Here is a 16,059-nt window from a genome sequence, read left to right on the forward strand (position 1 = left end):
AAAAATGAACAAAAAAGTACTAGTTCCTTTAGCTACAGGATTTGAAGAGATCGAAGCACTCACGATCGTCGATATTTTAAGACGAGCAAATGTGGAAGTGGTTATGGCAGGTTTAGAGTCTTTACATGTAAAAGGCGCGCATGGTATTGTTGTTGTTGCCGATACGCTTATAAACGAGTTGGACGGAAATAATTTTGACATGATCGCACTTCCAGGCGGACTTCCTGGCGCTACAAATTTGGCAGCGCATACGAAGGTACAAACGCTTTTAAAAGAGTTCGATGCCAAGGATAAATCCATAGCGGCTATTTGTGCCGCACCGTATGCCCTTCATACCGCAGGGGTGCTGAAAAATAACTACACATGCTACCCCGGATTTCAAGCTAAAATTGGGAGTGCAGGGTATAACGCCAAGGATAAAGTAGTGATGGACGCTAACATCACAACATCACAAGGTCCAAGTACAGCGATGCTATTTGCTCTTTCTTTGGTGGAACAACTCTGTTCTCGTGAGGTGAGCGAAAATTTAGCAAAAGATTTACTTCTAGTTTAAGAGGAAAAACAATGTTCCTGGCAACTCTATTATCGTTAAAAAGACCAACATACAAGATTAGAAAGCAATCAATTAACAACTGAAATTATGTTGGGTATGGTCAGTGTTGCTGTATTGCGTAAAGCTTTACTTCTCTTCGTAGTGGAGTTTGAGTCCTTCACTGCTCATCACAAACCCGCTAATAACGATTTTGCCTTCATGCACCATTTTATGATGTTTCGCACACAGTGGGATGAGATTGTAGCGATGGTTTTGATGGAAGTGGTCGATGTTACCGTTGGCATCGGCACTCTCTTGCGCTTTGATGTGATGCACTTCATCGACATATTCATCACAGAGTGCGCATTTGGAGAGGTAGAGATTTTTGTTGTATTTGCTACGTTTTTTCTGCTTTAAAAGCTCCACTTCGCCAAGTTCTCCCGCGAGGCTTCTTCTGATGTCATAAGCCGTTTTGATAAACTCTTTATCCATATGCAAAGATTTGGCAAACTCTAAACCATACAATGAACTACCACTACCAATTTCGAGCTTTCGGTTGTAAAGCAGTTTGTCATTCTCTTCATCGTAACTGACTCCTAAATGCAGATAGATTACTTTTTTAAGCTCCGCGATTAAAGGCAAATGGCTCAGCTGATGCAGATGGGTGGCAAAGACAAAGAAAGAGCCTAAAGCGTGCATCTTCGTAATGGCACTCGCCACAATGGCGAGAGCAGACTCAGTCTCCGTTCCATGGCTGATCTCATCGCCAAGCACGAGTGAAAATTCTGTAGTACGGTTAAAGATATTTTTGAGCTCAAGCATCTCGACCGTGAAGGTTGAAAGCCCTTTGTAAAGGTTGTCATGGCTGATAATGCGTGTGAAGATTTTATCGAACAGGTTAAAACGCATGGAAGCACACGGTACAAAAAAGCCCGCTTGCGCCATGATAACGGCAATGCCAAGACTTTTCATGAGCGAAGATTTGCCACTGGAATTGATGCCATAAAGCAAAATACCTTGTACTTCATTGGCATTGCACGCTTCTAAGGTGACATGATCGTGGGTGATCTCAGGTGAGCAGTTTCCTAAAAAAATATCGTTGGGAATGTAAATGCCATTTTCCTCGCGTGACTCAATGAGCGGATGGCGAAGTCCAATGGCTTCGATAAAGCGTTTTTCTTCTTGCATCGGCAACAGCTCAGGTCTTGCGTAGTTGAAATGTACCGCACATTTGGCGTTGCTTAGGGCAACATCAAGGGTTCCCACAAACGAGATAAGATGCTCTAATGTAAGGGCGTAATGCGTCTCGATTTTTTCCAGCATCTCATCGTAACGCTGTTTGACCAAAGCGATCATTTGCAGGTTGCTGAGTGTGATCTCTTGGGAAATTTCTTCAATCAAGGATGCTGAAATCTTCACGCTGTTTTTGAGATGCCTAAAGGTAAAGTCTTTGAAAAAGTAGTGCTTCTCTCCAATGGTGATGAAGCTCTGCATGAGTTTTTCTTCAATCAGCGCAAAACGGTTTTTGCTGATAGAGATGTAGTGTCCTTCACTCTCCAACCACTCGATGCTTAGCGTCGTGCGGTTGCTCTCTTCAAAAAGTGCTTCAATATGGCGTGAGATATGCTCAAGCGCACTAAAACGCTCTTCTTTGCTCTGCTCGATCTTGTCGATTTGCGGATAGACCCCTTTAAGAAAAAGGTTTTCGCTGATCTGATCTTTGCGAAACTTGGCGCACACATCGAGTACAAACGTACTTTTGAGCATTTCTAAAAGTGCTTCACTCTCATCGAAAAGATCTTTGGGGGTTGGAACTTTTTTAAGTTCGGCTTCTTTGAGAATGCCTAAGATCGCTTCGAGGGAAGTGCTGAGGTAATCAAGCTCCAAAGGGTGCAATTTTTTAAGAGCAATCCGTCTTAAAATGCGCTCCAAATCATAGACTTGTTTTAAAGCAATCTCAAATTTTTTGTACTCTTTGATAAGTTGGGAACTTAGATCAAAACGCTCGTTTAGCGTTTTAAGATCGCAAATAGGATTGAGCAAACGCTCTTTCAAAAGGCGCTTTCCGATGGCAGTAGAGGTTTGGTCGATCAGGTTTAAAAGTGTCATCTCAGAGGGATTTTTGGAGATGATGTCAAGCTGTTCAAGGGCATTGTTGCCGATGTAAAGATAACGACTGTTGCCTAGTAAAATAGGACGACTCATCTTTTCGATAATGTTGGCATCATGCTCAATGATAAAATCGCACAAAATCGCTAAGGATTCGCTCGCGTAAGGGTAGCGTTCGATGTCGAGGTATTCGATAGGTGAGAGCAGGGAACGAATCGCATAAATGCGCCCAAAAAGCTCATTTTGATACGCTACTTTAAGGCGCTCTTTGTTGATGCTGTGCGCGACGCTTGGTGTAATTTCAAGGTAGTTTTGCACCCACTCTTTATCGATGCTTTCGGTGTTAAACGTGAGGACAATTTCGCTGGTTTTATAGGTTTGTAAAAGGTTGAAAATCTCATCAAGTGCATACGTTTTATCTTCTCTCGTACCATGCACCTCGTTGATGATGGTCTTTCCAGTAGTGACATCAATCGCACTGTAGCCAACGGAGTAGATCTGATGATTGCAGTCAACAAGCAGAGAGACAAGGTAATTTTCGCTCGATTCAATGAGGTAGTCAAAGTTTGTACCCGGACTTATGATGTTTGAGATGTAACGCTTTACATGCGGTGGCTCGCCTTTTTGGCGTACTAAAACGATGGTGTATTTTTTACTCTGAACCAGACGTGCAAGGTAGCGATCAAGTGAAACAGAGGGAATGCCCGCAAGCAAAGGATTTTGGAGTGAATTTTCTAAAATGGATTTGTTTTTACGGGTGAGTTGGATGTTCAGTAGCTCTGAAACTTCTTTAGCTTTACCGATTTGATGCGTTTCATTGTTCACTTCGTAGGTTTCAAAAAAAGAGCCTATCTCCATAAAAACAATCGTATTTTTGCCATATTTTGCTTCAAAAAAGAGCTGAAGGTCGAAGTAGATTTCAGTGAGAAGTCTCTCTTTGGAGCAGAGCATTTGAGCAATATTTTCAAGCATTAAAACCAGTACCGCCTTTAAAAGATAGATTCAATTATACACAAAGGAAGCATAAAGAAAGGGGTTGTTTGGTACAATAAAGAGACTATACATGAAGGATGAACATGGAGATTGAAATTTCAACACCTGCTCTTTTATTTCCCGCGGTTTCGCTTTTGTTGTTGGCTTATACCAACCGTTTCTTGGCTGTGGCTCAGCTTATTCGGATGCTTCACCGTCAATCAACAGAGCGTGAAAATTGTGAAGAATATAAGCAAATTGAAAACCTCAAACACCGATTAGAACTTACCAAATGGATGCAATTTTTTGGAGTGCTCTCTATCTTGCTCTGCACACTTTCCATGTTTGAACTTTTTTTAGGACTCTTTGGCATCGGTAAACAGATCTTTGGGCTCAGCCTCATCGCAATGTGTATTTCGCTTTTTATCTCACTTTGGGAAGTGATGATCTCGACGCATGCGCTGAATATGGAACTGAGTGATATGCATGACAAGTGCAAAATAAAATAAACTATAAAGAAATAAAATGAATCAATACCTTCTCGTAGGCGAGAAAAATCGCCTCAAAATCAACCGATATACCGACAATGGCGTTTACTTGATCTGTGAAGATCAAGACGAAGTTCTCATGCCAAACCAATACGTCACTTTTGCAATGAAAGAGGGCGATGAAATCGATGTCTTTGTCTATTTTGACTCGGAAGATCGCATCGTGGCAAGTACCACATTTCCCAAGGCAATGCTGGATGAATTTGGCTGTTTTGAAGTGGTAGATGTAACGCCATTTGGTGCTTTCTTGGACTGGGGATTACCCAAAGATCTTCTCGTACCTAAAGCGCTTCAAAAGTTCCCCTTTTATGTGGGTATGAAGGTCATCGTGCAGGTCTGTTTGGACGATGAAACAGGGCGCATCATCGGCAGTCAAAAATACAATGATTTTTTAAAGAAAGATCTTAGCGCACTCAAACTCAAACAAGAGGTCAATGTGTTGGTGCGTGAGCGCACACCACTTGGCTTTAAAGTGATCGTTAACAATCTTTACGATGGACTGATTTTTCACAATGAAATTTTTGAAAACATCGAAGTGGGCGATGAAAAAGTAGGGTTCATTAAGACCCTAAGGAAAGATGGCAAACTCGACATCATCTTACAACCCATTGGCGATAAAAGCGATAAGGTCGCAGCTGCGAAAATCGTAGAGATTTTAAGCCTCACAGGAGGCGCTTGCGAGATGAATTACAAAAGTACCCCTGAGCTTATTTCCGAGCGTTTTGGTCTTAGCCGTAAGGCGTATAAACGCGCACTTACCAAGCTGATTGATGCGAAAAAACTCGAAGTGAACGATGAGGGAATGCGTCTTTTATGAGCCGTGTTGCCATCATCGGAGCGGGGGCTTCTGGACTGGTCTGTGCCATCGAAGCGGCACGTAAAGGTTTACATGTAACGCTTTTTGAGAAGAACAGTAAAGTGGGTCGAAAAATCCTTGCTACAGGCAATGGCAGATGCAATATCTCCAATGAAAAGATCAACATAACGTGCTATCATGGCGAATCACCTAGCTTTGCCAAAGAGGCATTGAGGCGTTTTGATACGTTTACATGTAAAGCCTATTTTCGCTCTTTAGGGCTGGAAATGCGTGAAGGAGAAGAAGGCAGACTTTACCCGATGAGTCATCAAGCTTCCAGTGTGGTGGATATGCTGATCCATGAGGCACGAAGTTTGGGCGTGAACGTTTCACTTGAGAGTGAAGTGCTCAAAATAGAGAAAAAAGGTGCAGAATTTATTTTACATGTAAACGAAAAAACGCACGCTTTTGATGCATGTGTGATCGCGACAGGAAGTGTTGCGATGCCAACCCTTGGAAGTTCTGGCAGTGGTTATGCGTTTGCGAAAGCTTTGGGGCACAGTGTCATTGCGCCGTATCCTTCACTCGTGCAATTTGTCAGCGATGAGCCGCACCTTAAAGAGGTGAGTGGTGTGAAAGTGGACGCGGGTGTGGAACTTTACATCGCTAACCAAAAACGTCAAAGTGTGCAGGGCGATCTGCTTTTTACCGCGTATGGACTCTCCGGTAGTGCTATCTTAGATATAAGTCGTGCCGCGTCTAAAGCCTTTGTGGATGGTGAGGCCGTGCATGTTGTGCTTGATCTTTTGCCAAATCTCAGTCGTGAAGAACTTACGTCATTGCTTCAAAAACGACTTTCTTTTGCGAAAGATAAATCTCTTACCTTATGGCTAGAGGGAATCATTCCTAAAAAACTCGCTCATTTCATCGTTGAAAATACAAAATTAACCCACATCAAAGAGGCAGCAGCTCTTGGGGCAAAAGAGATGAAAAAGATCGTTTTTGCTTTGAAGTCATTACGTTTACATGTAAAAGCCACCAAAGGATTTGAGAGTGCTGAAGTGTGCGCAGGCGGTGTGGATGTCAGAGAACTGGATGCTAAAAATCTGATGTCGAAAGAGATCAAAAATCTCTATTTTTGTGGGGAAGTTTTAGATATTGATGGCGATTGTGGAGGGTTTAATCTCCACTTCGCTTGGGCTTCAGGCTATCTTGTCGGACAGAGTGTTTAGTCTTTTTTATCTTTATGTGCAGGTTGTTGCATAATCATATAAATGATAAAAGCAAAAAATGCAATGGTAATGGTTGTAAAAAGCAATGAAAACGTTTTAACCACCACATAGGCTACGATCAAAATGGAAAGAAGAGTTGGTACTTCATTGTAGGCGCGAAAAAATTTGCCACTGCGTTTACACTCATCTTTTTCTAATTCTTCTCGGAAATATTCTAATGAAAACGAATACGCGGTCATTAACGCAACCACGACTAATTTTGCATAGAGCCATTCGCCTGTTTCAAATAAGATAGGGTTGATAATGAGCATTGCTGAGCCACTAAGAAGTGTTGCCCAAAAAGCAGGAAGTCCGATGTATTTGTAGACTTTGTACTCTTGTATTTTAACAACTTCCACAAATTCACTTTTGTGAGAGTGTTCCACATGATAGACAAAAAGACGTGGCAGATAAAAAAGCATCGCCATCCATGACATAAATGCCATAACATGAAACGTTAAAATCCAACTATAATACTCCATTTTTCGCTCCTGCAAAAATATGTGCGCATTATAACAAGTATAAGAGGTTTTTTAAGGGATTTTTAACAGCACTCCATTTCAGCTTTTTCCATCAATTCAATGCCTTTTTCAAACTCGTACTCTTCAAAGAGCGCAGAAAGATAAAAAACATGCGAGCAGATGTGGTACAAAATATCTTTCGCGTCATGTTTCGCAAAAACAGCTTTGTAGTCATTCGGAATAAGCGTTTCAAAACGAATCCACAAATCATCTTTAGCTTCAGGGTGAAGCTCAAAAAGTTCGTACATAGCATCGAGCACTTGGGTGGCATTTTCATAGCAGTCAATGTTGTGAAAACTCACATAACGATCGCGTATCTCTTCCATTAAAGGCAGCCTTTTTAAGAGGCTTATGCATGTTGTGTTCCTTAACATTACAAGGAAAATAAATGATTAAAAAAAGTCTCTCACACTTTCCTCTTTGTCAATCTAAAGAGTGCTGATTTTAAACAAGAAATATTGATGTATAGTGGAATTAGCTGCAATGCTATAGCATCAATGAAATCAAAAAAGGATATCCAATGAAAAAGAGTTTAACATTTATAATGCTTCTGTTTGTGGTACTTATGGCGAGTGGTTGTGAAACATGGCGTGGTGTCAAAAAAGACACATCTAACGGCGCTGAATGGAGCAAAGATAAGGTCAATGATGGCGCTAAATACATCGAGAAAAAAACCGAGTAAAGATAAAGAGACAGGCTACTTAAAATGTTTACATGTAAATATTTTAATGAAGCACTAAACTCTCAAAAGGGGTTGGTTCACTCCACAAATAGCCTTGAAAATAGTCAATGCCTAGCTCTTTACATGTAAGGTAAATATCTTCGCTTGCAACAAATTCTGCAATCGTTTGCATTCCTACTTTTTGGGCAAAGGTAACGATGGCTTCAACGACGGCTTTATGGGTGGCATTTTTATTGATCGTTTTAATGAGTGAGCCGTCTATCTTGATAAAGTCCGCTTGGAGTTTGACCAGATACTCAAAGTTCGAGTAGCCCGTTCCAAAATCATCAATGGCGATCTTTACGCCTTGGCTTTTAAGCAAGGTTAAAAAGGAGATGACTTCAGGATGGTTTTCGATGCCTTCTCCCTCTGTGATCTCGATGGTAAGGTGCTCACTTACATTGTGCTCGTACATCTTCTCCAGTAAAAAATCAACTCTGCTTTGATCTAAAATATCGCTCAGCGAGAGATTGATGGAAAACTCCGCCCGTTTGTCTGCAAAAAAAGCAAAGGATTTTTGAATCACGATTTTGGTGATGTTTGCGTAAAGATTGGCACGTTTGGCATGTTCTAAAAAAAGATAGGGTGAGATAATGCGACCCTCATGGCGAAGACGTACCAAGCACTCAAACTTTTGGATTTTCCCGCCTTCAATGCTTTGTGCAAAAACCTCAAAACGATCTTTTTTCAAAGCTTCACGAATGGTGTTTTCCCATGTGAGATCGGCCTTGGCATTGGACTGAGGATTGCATAAAGAAGGATTTTTGGCATCGTAGATCATAAGGTCTTTTCCGATGCGTTTGGCTTGTTTGATGGCAAATTCGGCATTGAGAAAAAGGTCGTCGTAGCCTATGGCAACACCAATGCGAAGCGGAGCGTAAATCTTTTCATTTTCCATTTCAATGGGAGAATAGCCAAAGTACCAGAGGCATGATTCAATGTTTTGTAAAAAATGCGCTTGCTCGATCTCTTTGCCCGCAAGAATAGCAAAAAGATCAGCACCCAGATGAAAGACAACGGCTCTGGAAAAGCGACGTTGGATTCTTTGCGAGATGATTTTGAGGATTTGATCGCCCACTTCATACCCAAAGGAGTGGTTGAAGTTCCAAAATCCATTGACGTTTAAAAGAGCTAGTTTATTGGCTGTTGAATTGGCAAGGGTATTGACAAAGCGCTGGCGATCTGGCAGTTCCGTCAGCGGGTGAATTCTGCCATATCGCAATTCATACTTTAGCTCTTTTCGCATACCTTCGCGCACCTTGTGTGTTTTGTGTGATAGTTTAAATTTTGCCACTATTGTACTATGACATTATTTAAAAAATTATCTTGGGCACCCTAACGAGGTTATTTGGAAAAATGCCCCAATATTTCATCGGTTGGAGTCTTTGTCAAATCAAGTGTTAGATTGAGGGTAAGGCTCGTTTGGATGGAAGGGTTGAGTGCTGTGAAGATTTTATGGTTAATGGCTTTAGGTGCGGCAAAGAACCACTCATCATGCTCATGCTTTAAGAGAGTCTCAGAAATTTGCAAGACAAGCTCGCGAATTCGCTTTAGCTCTTCTTCTTCTGCCATGTTATGGTTCTCTCCTGAGCCTTGGCGACCCCATGCTGTTTCACAATGACCTGAACGATCGGAGAGTTTTTCACTTGGCTTTTGATGGACGTCGAGGCTATCACTGCTTAAAAGGCATTCAAGCGACTCTCTGCCCATAGGGTCTGCTTTAACACGAAAGAGTTTGAAATGCTGTAAGTCCGCAACAACAACTAGTTTGGATGACATATTAACTCCTTTTGAAGCGTATAAAACGCCTAAGATGTTTTATTATACTCCAAAGTTTTTCAAAAAACGTTACGTTTTTAGCTTTACATGTAAACTCAAAAAGCCCTTAAATACGAAGACTCAATTAAAGCTTTTTTCCCTTCTTCTTTGGCCGCATAGAAGACAAAGTTAGGGTTGCGTAGGAGTTCTCTGCCGTAAGCTACCAAATCGCAAAAGCCTCCTTGTAAAAGCTTTTCGCCTTCTTCTGCTGTGGTAATGAGTCCGACGGCAATCGTTGGAATCTTCACACTTTCACGAATGACTTTGGCATAAGCGGCTTGGTAGAGTGGCACAAGTGGGGGCATCTGTTGCGCTTCATTGTTGCCACCTGCTGAGACGTGAATCATAGCAACACCAATATTTTGAAGCTTTTTAGAGAGGTAAATACTCTCTTCAACACTCCATCCCTTTTCCATCCATTCGTCCGCACTGATGCGTACAAACAGAGGAACATCTTGAGTGGCATCTAAAATGGCTTGGGCAATTTCAATAACGAAGGCGCAACGGTTTTCCAAACTGCCACCGTATTGGTCGGTGCGTTGATTCGAAAGTGGCGATAAAAATTCACACAGCAAATAGCCGTGTGCCGCATGTAATTCAAGAAATTCATACCCAGCGTAGATAGCGCGAAGAGCAGCTTGTACGAAGTGTTTTTTAACCTCTTGCATCTCTTCGAGACTCAGTTCATGTGGAAGTTTATAGCCATTTTTATCGCTAAACGCAATTGGGCTAGGCGCTACGGGAGTAGAGGTGGCACAGATACTTTTACGTCCTGCATGGGCGAGCTGTACGCCCATTTTTGCCCCATAAGCATGGCATAAATGGATGAGTTGTTGATGTCCTGATACTTGGTTATCGTCCCAAAGACCAAGATCATTGTCGCTGATTCTGCCACGAGCCTCTACCGCGGTTGCTTCAACGATAATGAGACCCACCCCACCCATCGCGCGTGCTGTATAGTGGACAAGATGAAATGGAGCTATAAGCCCATCATTTTCAGCTTTGTACATACACATAGGTGGCATAACCACTCTGTTTTTGAGAAAAATGCCATTTTCTTCATACGGGCTTAAAAGTAGGCTCATCATCACTCCTTTATTTTATGGCTAAAAGTTCGCTCTCTCTCCATCCACCGCCCAGTGCTTTGAAAAGCTCAGCTTGGGATGTGAGAAGGTATTGTTTGGTCGCAACAACACTTAAAGAAGCACTTAAAACACTTTTTTGTGCATCTAAGACTTCAAGTTGATTGGCAACACCTTGGTTAAAGCGTTTGGTTGAGAGGTCTAACACTTTTTGATACGCTTTAAGTTCCTCTTCTTGGAAGGCGAGTCGGCTTTTGGCTAAGTTCTCTTTTGCCAATGTGTCATGGACTTCTTTATAGGCTTTTTTAACACTTTGCTCGTAACTGATTAGGGAAGATTGTAGATCGGTTTCGGAGATAGATACACGTTGTTTGATACGCCCAAAGTCAAAAATAGGCACGCTCAAACTTGGTCCAAAGCTCCATCTGTTGGCGGTTGATTTAAGAATGTTACCCAGATCATCACTTTGTTGGCCATAACTTCCTGTCAAACTAATCGTTGGAAAATAGGACGCTTTTTCAACACCAATAAGGGCATTTTTGCTTTTAAGATTTTCCAACGCCTCTTTAATGTCAGGGCGATTTTCCATAAGCGATGAAGGGACACCACTCGGAATTGAGAGCGCATTTGGAAGGCTTGTGTCTGCTGTTTGCATTTCAAAAAGTGCTTGTGGACTTTTCCCTACCAAAATAGCAAGAGCACTTTGTTGGAGTTTATAACTTTCCATCAAACTGTTTTGAGATGCTTTAACATTGTTGTATTGCGCTAAAGCTTGGTTGGCTAAAACATCGCTGATGGTGCCGACTTTTTGCTGTTTGGAGCGAAATTCATAGCTTGCTTTGTAAGCGTTCGCACTTTGTTCTAAAATCGCCATACGTGCTTGCAGGGAGGCTAGGTTAAAGTAAGCACTCACAACATCGTGAATCAAGCTATTGCGCAGTGTTTCTCTTGCTGCCTCAGTTGATAAATAGAGTGACCAGTTTGATTCGCTTTGACTGGAGAGTCTTCCCCAAAAATCAATTTCGTAAGACAAGCTACCACCCAGCGTGTAGTCAGAGTACTCAGCGCGTTTATTTTTCGTTGTAAACGCCTCATTACTGGTTTCTTGACGCGTGGCTCCCGCATTGGCATTCAGTGTTGGCAATTCATTCGCTTCACTTAAGCCAAATGTTTGACGTGCTTTAAGGACTTTCAGTGCAGAAAGTTTCAGGTCGTCACTGCCAACAAGCGCTTCATCGACAAGGGCATTAAGCTTGGCATCGTTAAATTGTTTCCACCACTCTTTGTTTACATGTAAAGCCTCTTGGCTGCTTTGAGGTATTCCCACTTTGGGAACATTCAACTCTGGTTTGAGTGAACATCCACCTAAAAAGAGGATGGTAACAAAGGATAAAAGGGTAATGCTACGAGTCATGAACGACTCCTTTTTTGGTCAATTTCTCTTTGGTCTTCATAATGAGATAGAAAAAGAGCGGCACAAAGAATGTCCCGATCAACGTAAGCGTAACCATACCACCCACAACCGTTGTTCCGATGATATGACGGCTATTTGCCCCCGCACCTGAACTGATGGCAAGAGGAAGAGTTCCAGCGATAAAGGCAAACGATGTCATAACAATAGGACGGAACCTTATTTTTGCCCCTTCGATGGTTGCATCAATGAGACTGTGACCTTCACGAAGTTTGTGCATCGCAAATTCAACCATTAAGATTGCATTTTTAGAAGAGAGTCCGACAAGTGTTACAAGACCTACTTGGAAGTAGATGTCGTTTTGCAAATCTCTAAAATAGACTGAAAGTGCCGCACCCAAAAGGGCAAATGGAACGGCTAGAACGATTGCAAAAGGAATCGTCCAACTCTCATAAAGAGCAGCCAAAATCAAGAATACAAAAATGATCGCATAGATAAAGGCGGTATTGCCGCTTTTCTCCAATAGTTTTTCTTGGTACGATGTTCCTGCCCATGCTATGGTGTAACCGTTGGGGAGGACACTTTTAGCAACTTCTTCAATGACACGAAGTGCATCACCGGAGCTGTACCCAGGGCTAGGTTGACCTGAAATTTGTGCCGCTTGGAACATATTGAATTTTTGAATAATCGAAGGACCCACAATGCGTTTAATACTAGCCAAAGAACTAATAGGAACGAGTCTGCCTTCACTGGATTTGACGAAGACATCATTGTAGTTTTCAACACCTTCTCTAAAGGCGCTATCACTTTGGACGTTTACGTGGTAGGTTCTACCAAAGAGGTTAAAGTCGTTGGTGTAGGTATTTCCAAAGGTTGCTTGAATGGTTGTAAAGATGTCTGCTACATCCACGCCTAAAGATTTAGCTTTTTCGTTATCGACACTGATGAGAAACTGAGGTACATTGGTGTTGAGTGTGGAACGCATCGCAGAAAGTTCTTTTCGTTCGCTCGCACGTGCCAAAATCTCTTTAACATAGCCATCCAGCACTTGGATGTTTGCGCCTGTTCGATCTTGCACATACATCTCAAAGCCACCTGTGGTACTCATACCCATAATAGGAGGAGGGGTTACAGGAATGAGCATCGCCTCTTTATTTTGAGACAGACCTCGCATCATTTGACCAGCGATTGCTTGTGAAGTTTGATCCGCATGAGGTCGCTCATCCCACGTTTTTAGACGAATAAAGCTAATACCCGAATCGGTTTTATAGGCATTGATAATAAAATCAAGTCCTGACATAGCACCTACACGTTCAACATTGGGATTGGTAAGGGCAAAGTCACTCACCTCTTGGCTTACCTTTTGGGTACGACCAAGGGATGCACCAGGCATAAGGTTGTTGATGACCAGAATCATACCTTTGTCTTCATTGGGAACCAGTCCTGTTGGAATGCGCGCGATAATCACTAAAATAGCAACAATCATAACCGCAAAAATCGCTACATTGAAAAATCCAAAGCGAATAGTTTTACGAACACCTGTTGAAAAGAGGTTGGTTCCCACTTCAAAGAATTCGTTGAACTTTTGAATAAACCAAAACGGCTCACTCTCATGTTTACGTAAAAGCAGGGCACAAAGAGCAGGTGTCAACGTCAACGCCACGATACCAGAGATGGTAACGGAGATGATGACGGTCATCGCAAATTGCTTGTACATCATACCACTAAAGCCACCCATAAATGCCGCAGGAATAAACACGGCACATAAGACCATTACGATGGCGATAACAGGATTTGTGATCTCTTTCATAGCCTTAATGGTCGCATCTTTAACGCTTAAGTCTTCTTCTCGCAAAATACGCTCAACGTTTTCGATAACAACGATCGCATCATCAACAACCAGACCAATGGCTAAGGTTAGACCAAAGAGCGTTAATAGGTTGATCGAAAAGCCTGCGGCATAAAAACCTGCAAAGGTTCCAACGATGGAGACAGGAATCGCAAGAACGGGGATAAACGTCGCTCGAAGATTTCCCAAAAAGAGGTAGATGATTCCCACAACGAGGGCAATAGAGAGAAGTAAGGTAAAGATAACCTCATGGATCGATTCGCGTACGAAAACGGTTGGATCATACGCAGTATCCACTTCAAGGTCGCTGGGGAAGTTTGGTGAAATTTCAGAGAGTTTTTTCTCTAAAAGGTCAGAAACTTCAAGAGCATTCGCCCCCGAAGCAAGGAAAATACCAATAGGAATCATCGGTTTATTATTAAAAATACCACCAAAATAGTAGGACTCTACGCCCAGTTCAACATTGGCGACATCTTTAAGTTTTAAGGAAGAGCCATCCGCATTGGTTTTGAGCAGAATATTTTCAAACTCATTTGCGCTTTTGAGCCTTCCATCGGTTTTAACCGTATAGGTATAGGTTGGCTGTTTGACCATCGGTTCTTGTCCGATTTGACCTGCTGCATATTGTTCATTTTGACTTTTGATCGCATTAATCACTTCAGCCGTTGTCATCTCATACGTGGCTAATTTATCAGGTTTGATCCAGACGCGAATCGCGTAGTTTTTATTACCAAAGATGGTGACATCACCAATGCCGGGTATTCGCTTAAGATCATCGACGATATTAACGAGCGCATAGTTAGAGATAAAGGTTGTGTCGTGCGAATTGTCTTTTGATGTGAGCGTTAAAACTTTCAAAATATCAGGGGAACGCTCTCTGGTGGAGACACCTTGTCTGCGTACAGCTTCTGGTAGTTTGTTGGTGGCAATTTGCACACGGTTGTTAACATCCACTTTGGCTTGAGCAACATCGGTTCCAATTTGAAAATAGACATTGACGCTCACACTTCCACTTGGAGAGGCTGTTGTGGTCATGTAAAGCATATTGCTTACACCGTTGATCTCTTCTTCTAAAGGTGCAGCAACCGTGGTGGCTATGGTTTGAGCATCCGCTCCTGGATACGTCGCAGAAACAATAATCTGCGGTGGAGCGATGCTTGGATACTCTTGAACGGGCAGTGATTTAATCGCAATAATACCCGCCAAAACAATGACGATTGAAACGACCGTTGCAAAGATAGGTCGATTGATAAAAAACTTTGAAAACATTATTTCGCTTCTTCGTTGATCACTTTATCAACTTTGACAGGTGCACCGGCTTTAATTCTAAAGAAGTTGTTGACAATAACCGTATCCCCCTCTTTAAGCCCATTTTCAATGACATAGTCATTTTCACTTGCTTCTCCAACTTTGACAGGTTTAACCACTGCTTTACCATCTTCAACAATAAACACAACGGTTCCTAGAGGATTTTGAAGGACGGCTTTTTGTGGAACCTTGATAACGTTGTTACGGGTAAGTCCAACAAGATTGACTTTAACAAATTGGTTAGGAAGAAGCTCTTTACCTTCATTTTTAAAGGTCGCACGCGCTTTGAGTGAACCTGTTTTGGCATTAAGTGAGCTGTCTAAAAAGTCAACCACACCTACCTCTTTAAACTTCGCATCACCGATCTGTAAAGAGGCTTTGAGTTTACCCTCTGTTGGGTTTGACCATTTGCCATTTTTGATGTTGTATTTTTGTTTCATAATGTCAATATCGGGAATCGAAAACTCTACATGTAAAGGATTGATCTGTGTTATATCCACTAACGCAGTGCCATCTGTGACAAGAGCGCCAACATCGACCTGTTTGATGCCTGTCATACCGCTCATTGTTGCTTTGATCGTGGTACGATCTAGGTTAATGGTAGCATTCTGTAAAGAAGCTTTTGCACTAGCAAGACTCGCTTTTGCTCCCTCATACGCCCAGTATGCGGTGTCTTTTTCTTGCTCACTTGAAGCACCTGATTCGAAAAGTGCTTTGATTCGCTCCCAATCTTTGGCTGCTTTTTGCAGTTGGACATCCAACGCATTGGCATTGGCTTTGGCAAGATTGAGCGCAGCTTCGTAGCTATCTGGCTCAATTTTATAGAGCACATCGCCTTCTTTAACAAAATCGCCTTCATTAAAGAATTTTTTCATCAAAATACCGTTGGCTCGTGCCTTAATCGTGACACTTTGCGAACTGATAGTTTTACCAGGGTATTGTAAGCTTAACGCTTCTTCTTTAGCCGAGGCAATTTTATAAACATCCACTGCAGGAGCAGGTGCGTTTGTGGTAGCAGGGGAAGGCTGTTTTTTTGCCTCTTCCGCGTAGCTGTGCGTTCCTAAAGCGAGGCACGTGACTAAAAGAAAGATCTTCTTGTTAAGTAAAAACATCAGTATTCC

The 16,059-nt window shown here is 42.1% G+C and carries 14 protein-coding genes; 5 read left to right on the forward strand and 9 right to left on the reverse strand.

The genetic code is table 11. From position 1 onward, the window contains the following. Nucleotides 1–4 precede the first annotated feature (4 nt). Nucleotides 5–553 (forward strand): DJ-1 family glyoxalase III, encoded by a 549-nt coding sequence (locus tag SAR02S_RS03530; protein WP_041956924.1) that lies wholly within the window; start codon nucleotides 5–7, stop codon nucleotides 551–553. Between the two features lie 126 nt (nucleotides 554–679). Here the strand turns inward: SAR02S_RS03530 and SAR02S_RS03535 are convergent, their stop codons facing one another. Beyond that, nucleotides 680–3,613, reverse strand: coding sequence for a MutS-related protein (locus tag SAR02S_RS03535; protein WP_041956933.1), 2,934 nt, complete (start codon nucleotides 3,611–3,613; stop codon nucleotides 680–682). Between the two features lie 104 nt (nucleotides 3,614–3,717). Here SAR02S_RS03535 and SAR02S_RS03540 point away from each other — a divergent pair, with 104 nt between their 5' ends. From SAR02S_RS03540 to SAR02S_RS03550, 3 genes are read left to right on the forward strand one after another with little or no spacing between them, the layout of a single operon-like run. After that, a complete protein-coding gene (locus tag SAR02S_RS03540) occupies nucleotides 3,718–4,122 on the forward strand; it encodes a DUF2721 domain-containing protein (protein WP_041956935.1) in 405 nt (134 codons plus the stop codon). Between the two features lie 16 nt (nucleotides 4,123–4,138). Next, nucleotides 4,139–4,978: a CvfB family protein gene (locus SAR02S_RS03545; RefSeq protein ID WP_041956937.1), complete on the forward strand. Its 840-nt coding sequence runs from the start codon at nucleotides 4,139–4,141 to the stop codon at nucleotides 4,976–4,978. Beyond that, entirely contained in the window at nucleotides 4,975–6,189 is a 1,215-nt protein-coding gene (locus tag SAR02S_RS03550) for a BaiN/RdsA family NAD(P)/FAD-dependent oxidoreductase (RefSeq protein ID WP_041956939.1), read from the forward strand. Before SAR02S_RS03545 ends, SAR02S_RS03550 begins: the two co-directional genes overlap by 4 nt. Here SAR02S_RS03550 and hemJ read toward each other — a convergent pair. Together hemJ and cowN are read right to left on the reverse strand one after the other, a co-directional pair. Continuing rightward, nucleotides 6,186–6,710, reverse strand: a complete 525-nt coding sequence (gene hemJ / locus SAR02S_RS03555) for a protoporphyrinogen oxidase HemJ (RefSeq protein WP_041956940.1) — start codon at nucleotides 6,708–6,710, stop codon at nucleotides 6,186–6,188. The two genes, SAR02S_RS03550 and hemJ, sit on opposite strands and share 4 nt — an antisense overlap. Nucleotides 6,711–6,772: 62 nt before the next feature. Further along, nucleotides 6,773–7,075, reverse strand: a complete 303-nt coding sequence (cowN, locus tag SAR02S_RS03560) for a N(2)-fixation sustaining protein CowN (protein ID WP_041956941.1) — start codon at nucleotides 7,073–7,075, stop codon at nucleotides 6,773–6,775. Nucleotides 7,076–7,269: 194 nt separating this feature from the next. Here cowN and SAR02S_RS13415 point away from each other — a divergent pair, with 194 nt between their 5' ends. Beyond that, nucleotides 7,270–7,431, forward strand: a complete 162-nt coding sequence (locus SAR02S_RS13415; protein ID WP_156961435.1) for a hypothetical protein — start codon at nucleotides 7,270–7,272, stop codon at nucleotides 7,429–7,431. Nucleotides 7,432–7,474: 43 nt separating this feature from the next. Here the strand turns inward: SAR02S_RS13415 and SAR02S_RS03565 are convergent, their stop codons facing one another. The 6 genes from SAR02S_RS03565 to SAR02S_RS03590 form a co-directional block, all read right to left on the reverse strand. Continuing rightward, complete coding sequence (locus tag SAR02S_RS03565) at nucleotides 7,475–8,716, reverse strand: EAL domain-containing protein (protein ID WP_052433512.1); 1,242 nt, start codon at nucleotides 8,714–8,716, stop codon at nucleotides 7,475–7,477. 98 nt (nucleotides 8,717–8,814) lie between these two features. Next, a complete protein-coding gene (locus SAR02S_RS03570; RefSeq protein WP_041956943.1) occupies nucleotides 8,815–9,249 on the reverse strand; it encodes a host attachment protein in 435 nt (144 codons plus the stop codon). Between the two features lie 95 nt (nucleotides 9,250–9,344). Further along, nucleotides 9,345–10,373, reverse strand: a complete 1,029-nt coding sequence (locus SAR02S_RS03575; RefSeq protein ID WP_156961436.1) for an NADH:flavin oxidoreductase/NADH oxidase — start codon at nucleotides 10,371–10,373, stop codon at nucleotides 9,345–9,347. 10 nt (nucleotides 10,374–10,383) lie between these two features. After that, a complete protein-coding gene (locus tag SAR02S_RS03580) occupies nucleotides 10,384–11,784 on the reverse strand; it encodes an efflux transporter outer membrane subunit (RefSeq protein ID WP_041956947.1) in 1,401 nt (466 codons plus the stop codon). After that, on the reverse strand, nucleotides 11,774–14,899 hold the full coding sequence (locus tag SAR02S_RS03585) for an efflux RND transporter permease subunit (protein ID WP_041956948.1): 3,126 nt from the start codon (nucleotides 14,897–14,899) through the stop codon (nucleotides 11,774–11,776). Before SAR02S_RS03585 ends, SAR02S_RS03580 begins: the two co-directional genes overlap by 11 nt. Next, nucleotides 14,899–16,050, reverse strand: coding sequence for an efflux RND transporter periplasmic adaptor subunit (locus SAR02S_RS03590; RefSeq protein ID WP_052433513.1), 1,152 nt, complete (start codon nucleotides 16,048–16,050; stop codon nucleotides 14,899–14,901). The genes SAR02S_RS03585 and SAR02S_RS03590 overlap by 1 nt, the downstream gene beginning before the upstream one ends. Between the last annotated feature and the right edge of the window lie 9 nt (nucleotides 16,051–16,059).

Origin of the sequence: Sulfurospirillum arsenophilum NBRC 109478, from assembly GCF_000813345.1 — a bacterium.
GTDB classification, from domain to species: domain Bacteria; phylum Campylobacterota; class Campylobacteria; order Campylobacterales; family Sulfurospirillaceae; genus Sulfurospirillum; species Sulfurospirillum arsenophilum.

Excerpts from the sequence above, each read along its gene's own strand:
- SAR02S_RS03530 (WP_041956924.1), top strand. The coding sequence starts at position 5 with ATGAACAAAAAAGTACTAGTTCCTTTAGCTACAGGATTTGAAGAGATC.
- SAR02S_RS03535 (WP_041956933.1), bottom strand. The coding sequence starts at position 3,613 with ATGCTTGAAAATATTGCTCAAATGCTCTGCTCCAAAGAGAGACTTCTC.
- SAR02S_RS03540 (WP_041956935.1), top strand. The coding sequence starts at position 3,718 with ATGGAGATTGAAATTTCAACACCTGCTCTTTTATTTCCCGCGGTTTCG.
- SAR02S_RS03545 (WP_041956937.1), top strand. The coding sequence starts at position 4,139 with ATGAATCAATACCTTCTCGTAGGCGAGAAAAATCGCCTCAAAATCAAC.
- SAR02S_RS03550 (WP_041956939.1), top strand. The coding sequence starts at position 4,975 with ATGAGCCGTGTTGCCATCATCGGAGCGGGGGCTTCTGGACTGGTCTGT.
- hemJ (WP_041956940.1), bottom strand. The coding sequence starts at position 6,710 with ATGGAGTATTATAGTTGGATTTTAACGTTTCATGTTATGGCATTTATG.
- cowN (WP_041956941.1), bottom strand. The coding sequence starts at position 7,075 with ATGGAAGAGATACGCGATCGTTATGTGAGTTTTCACAACATTGACTGC.
- SAR02S_RS13415 (WP_156961435.1), top strand. The coding sequence starts at position 7,270 with ATGAAAAAGAGTTTAACATTTATAATGCTTCTGTTTGTGGTACTTATG.
- SAR02S_RS03565 (WP_052433512.1), bottom strand. The coding sequence starts at position 8,716 with ATGCGAAAAGAGCTAAAGTATGAATTGCGATATGGCAGAATTCACCCG.
- SAR02S_RS03570 (WP_041956943.1), bottom strand. The coding sequence starts at position 9,249 with ATGTCATCCAAACTAGTTGTTGTTGCGGACTTACAGCATTTCAAACTC.
- SAR02S_RS03575 (WP_156961436.1), bottom strand. The coding sequence starts at position 10,373 with ATGAGCCTACTTTTAAGCCCGTATGAAGAAAATGGCATTTTTCTCAAA.
- SAR02S_RS03580 (WP_041956947.1), bottom strand. The coding sequence starts at position 11,784 with ATGACTCGTAGCATTACCCTTTTATCCTTTGTTACCATCCTCTTTTTA.
- SAR02S_RS03585 (WP_041956948.1), bottom strand. The coding sequence starts at position 14,899 with ATGTTTTCAAAGTTTTTTATCAATCGACCTATCTTTGCAACGGTCGTT.
- SAR02S_RS03590 (WP_052433513.1), bottom strand. The coding sequence starts at position 16,050 with ATGTTTTTACTTAACAAGAAGATCTTTCTTTTAGTCACGTGCCTCGCT.